The organism is Aeromonas sp. RU39B, assembly GCF_900156095.1.
In the GTDB taxonomy this organism is placed as follows: domain Bacteria; phylum Pseudomonadota; class Gammaproteobacteria; order Enterobacterales; family Aeromonadaceae; genus Aeromonas.
The window spans coordinates 1-3,471 of the sequence record NZ_FTMJ01000027.1 but is presented as its reverse complement, the minus strand read 5'-3'; the positions used below and the strand labels follow the sequence as shown (position 1 = coordinate 3,471).

3 protein-coding genes are annotated in these 3,471 nt (G+C 47.3%); 2 read left to right on the top strand and 1 reads right to left on the bottom strand.

Annotation, left to right across the window (positions count from 1 at the left end):
* Positions 1–101 (bottom strand): NAD-dependent epimerase/dehydratase family protein (locus tag BW958_RS20445; protein ID WP_143233151.1); only part of this gene is annotated, 101 nt, incomplete at its 3' end.
* A 438-nt stretch (positions 102–539) separates the two neighbouring features.
* Between BW958_RS20445 and galR the strand changes: the two genes are divergently transcribed.
* Together galR and BW958_RS20050 are read left to right on the top strand one after the other, a co-directional pair.
* Entirely contained in the window at positions 540–1,538 is a 999-nt protein-coding gene (gene galR, locus BW958_RS20055; protein ID WP_076577676.1) for an HTH-type transcriptional regulator GalR, read from the top strand.
* Between the two features lie 447 nt (positions 1,539–1,985).
* Positions 1,986–3,236 carry a maltoporin gene (locus tag BW958_RS20050; protein WP_076577675.1) on the top strand — a complete coding sequence of 417 codons (1,251 nt, stop codon included), beginning with the start codon at positions 1,986–1,988 and terminating at the stop codon, positions 3,234–3,236.
* Positions 3,237–3,471 lie beyond the last annotated feature (235 nt).

The window sequence follows — 3,471 nt, the reverse complement described above, 5'->3', positions numbered from 1 at the left end:
CAAAGGTTGTCGAGCAGCACCGGCTCGTGGCCAGCGGCCATCAGCGCCAGCGTGGTGTGACTGCCGATATAGCCGCACCCGCCGGTGACCAGAATTTTCATGGTGAGTACTCCTGTTGGTTGACCCCTGGAAAGGGGATAAGTGAGAGTATCATAACAGCTTGTGTAATCGATTACATTAAAATGTCATGTTTGGTGATGGTATATAAGTTAACTTACTGTATTTATTTAAAATATTTCAATGTAACCGATGCGTAATCTTAGTCTGGTATCTAACTGATGCATACCATGATAGATTAAATCGGACATAAGCAACCGGTTGCTGCGCGCAAATGCTCAGCAATAAGTGGGTGGTCGGAGTAGTTTTGTGGTTGTTTTTTCCACGCAATGTGCGGTGTGTAACAGGTTACAACTTTCACTAGCTCACGGAGTGTGTTTTCTGAAAGTAGTACGTATGATGCGCTGTGAGCACGTGTTCGTGCCTTTTCACCATAACTAAAAAAGATAAATAGGGTATTTGCTGGCTAAGGCGGTTCTTTTATGGCGACTATCAAAGATGTAGCGAAGTTATCGGGAGTGTCAGTAGCAACAGTCTCCCGGGTGATCAACAACTCTCCCAAAACCAGTAAATCATCGCGAGAGTCGGTGAACAATGCGATGCAAGAGCTGAACTATCACCCTAATGCCAATGCTCGAGCGTTGGCACATCAGAGTTCTGATACCTTGGGGTTGATCGTGGCGGATGTGTCAGACCCATTTTTTGGTGTCATGGCTAAGGCGACAGAAAAAGTCGCGCAGGCGATGGGGAAATTCCTGCTGATCGGCAACGGATACCATGATGCTGACCGGGAAAGGAAAGTGATTGAGCAGTTGGTTCGTTATCGCTGCTCAGGGCTGGTGGTTCATGCCAAGATGATTCCGGATGACGAGCTTTCACAGTTGATGGATATCTATCCGAGCATGGTGTTGATCAACCGGGTGATTGCAGGTTACGAAACCCGTTGTGTTGCATTGGATGACCGACATGGTGCCTGGTTGGCCACGCGTCATTTAATCCAGGAAGGTCATCGCCAAATCGGATTTCTCTGTTCAAATCACAATATCTCGGATGCGGCAGACCGTTTGCAGGGATATCACGATGCCTTGTCCGAAAATGGACTGGTTCTGGATGAGCGTTTGATCGTCAAGGCAAGTCCGGATGAGGTCGGTGGTGAGGCGGCCATGACTGAGCTATTGAGCTGCGGTCGTCAAATGACGGCGATTGTCTGTTACAACGACTCGATGGCGGCGGGAGCCCTCTCTGTACTGAGCGATAACAGCATTGATGTGCCACAAGATATCTCGGTGGTCGGGTTTGACGATGTGTTGATCTCACGTTACCTGCGTCCGCGTCTCACCACAGTGAAATATCCTGTGGTGGCTATGGCAACGCAAGCTGCTGAGTTGGCGGTGGCTCTGTCCCGTGGTGAGGCCATCAATTCAGCGACCAACTTGTTTAGCCCGACCCTGGTTCGACGTCATTCAGTCAAAACCTTGTAAATCTGACTCCCGTCTATCTAAGTGGTCAAGCTCCTAGGAGCTGGCCACTTTTCTGTTTGCTTCTGCTTGACGTTGCCTTTAATGCCCGTCTCGCTATCCGCTCTGTTAGCTAAGACCTCTGCCTAAGTCGTTGGCTGGGGGGCTCTTTGCGTCCGCAGTGTCTGCTTGGCAGCGTTGGTTGTGCGAAAACACTTTATTAACAGTGTAATCGATAACACGTGTTGTGATGGGTGATTTTCATTGTATATCAGTAGTTTATGATTGCTATTGTGTTTGTGTAATGTATTTTTACCGTTTTCATGATGCTTGTTTTCATGAATGTGTGATGTGTGTCATGACAAAAGTTCAATCGGCGCGCATATAATCCGTTCCGTCGGCGAGAGCGTTTTCTTGGATGCTGACGCTCATCACCATACATATATAGATACAACAGAGGAAGGAACGCACATGAAGACCAAATATTTGACATCATCGATTGCACTCGCTGTTGCCATGATGGCTGCGAATGCTCACGCTGTTGATTTTACCGGTTATTTCCGTTCTGGGGTCGGTGTTTCCCAAGATGGTAAACAGCAGACAGCGAATAAGGATCTAGTAGGTCGCCTGGGTAATGAAGATGATACCTATGGCGAAATTGGTCTTGGTCAAGAACTGTTTAAAAAAGATGGCGTCTCGTTCTATGTAGACAGTATGGTCAGCATGGAGAGTGATGGTTCTAATGACAGTGAAAGTACCAAAGATGATGATGCAAAATTTGGTCTTCGTCAGTTTAATGCTAAAGTTAAAGGCCTTATTGCTAGCGATCCAGACGCAATACTGTGGGTTGGTAAGCGTTATTATCAGCGTCATGATCTGCATATTATCGACACCAAATATTGGAATGTATCCGGCGCTGGCGCCGGATTGGAGAATCTGAAAGCAGGGCCAGGAGCATTTTCTTTTGCTTGGATTCGCTCCGACGGTAATGATGTTGATACTTCAATTGTCAATAATGATCTGAATATCAACTTCCTTGATGTTCGCTATGCAGGATTAAAACCATGGAGTGGCGCTTGGACTGAGTTTGGTGTCGATTACGCTATGCCAAACCCAACTGATGAGCAAAAATCTGCTGGTTCCAGTTATGACCCAAAGAATGGGGTAATGGTGACTGGTGAAATCAGCCAATATTTTGATGGCTCAGGCATCAATGAAAAGCTGGTACTGCAGTATGCCAATAAGGGTCTGGCTCAGAATATGATCTCGCAAGGTGGTGGTTGGTATGACGTATGGCATACAACCGACGATGCCACTGGCTACCGCGTCATTTTGACTGGTGATATTCCAGTTGGTGAGCGTTTCTCAATCAACCATGTTTTCACTTATGGCAAGGGTGAAAAACTCCAAGCTTGGCACGACAATACTGAACTCTTTAGTGCAGTAGCTCGTGGTTCATATGCTTGGACTGATATTACTAAGACCTTGGTTGAGCTTGGCACTTTCGAGCGCACCAAAACTTGGACCAGTGGTTCTGAAGACAAAGAAAGTGGTCAAAAATATACGTTGGCACAAGCTTGGTCTGCTGGCCCTAGTATGATGGCTCGTCCTGAAATCCGTGTTTATGCAAGTTATCTGACAGATGGTGAAGGTGATTCCTTCAATGGTAACACCGATGACCATGCGTGGAACTTTGGTGTCCAAGCTGAAGCGTGGTGGTAATATCTACTCGGGTTTGTTACATGCTGCCCCCTTTTGGGGGCAGTCTTGTTTGTGTCACCATTTGATAGGGAAATACGATGAAGTTGGCCAATTCTCTCCTTGCCGCTGCGGTGGCTGTCGTGTTGTCGGGCTGTTCAAGTATGACTGTTCCCCTGCAGCCGCATGAAGCCGTGTTAAATTCCCCCGATGCAGCCAAACAGGCGCTGCTTTCAGCCCAGAGTTGCTGCGCTTCCCT

Coding starts and splice junctions, on each gene's coding strand:
- BW958_RS20050 (WP_076577675.1), top strand. CDS start 1,986: ATGAAGACCAAATATTTGACATCATCGATTGCACTCGCTGTTGCCATG.
- galR (WP_076577676.1), top strand. CDS start 540: ATGGCGACTATCAAAGATGTAGCGAAGTTATCGGGAGTGTCAGTAGCA.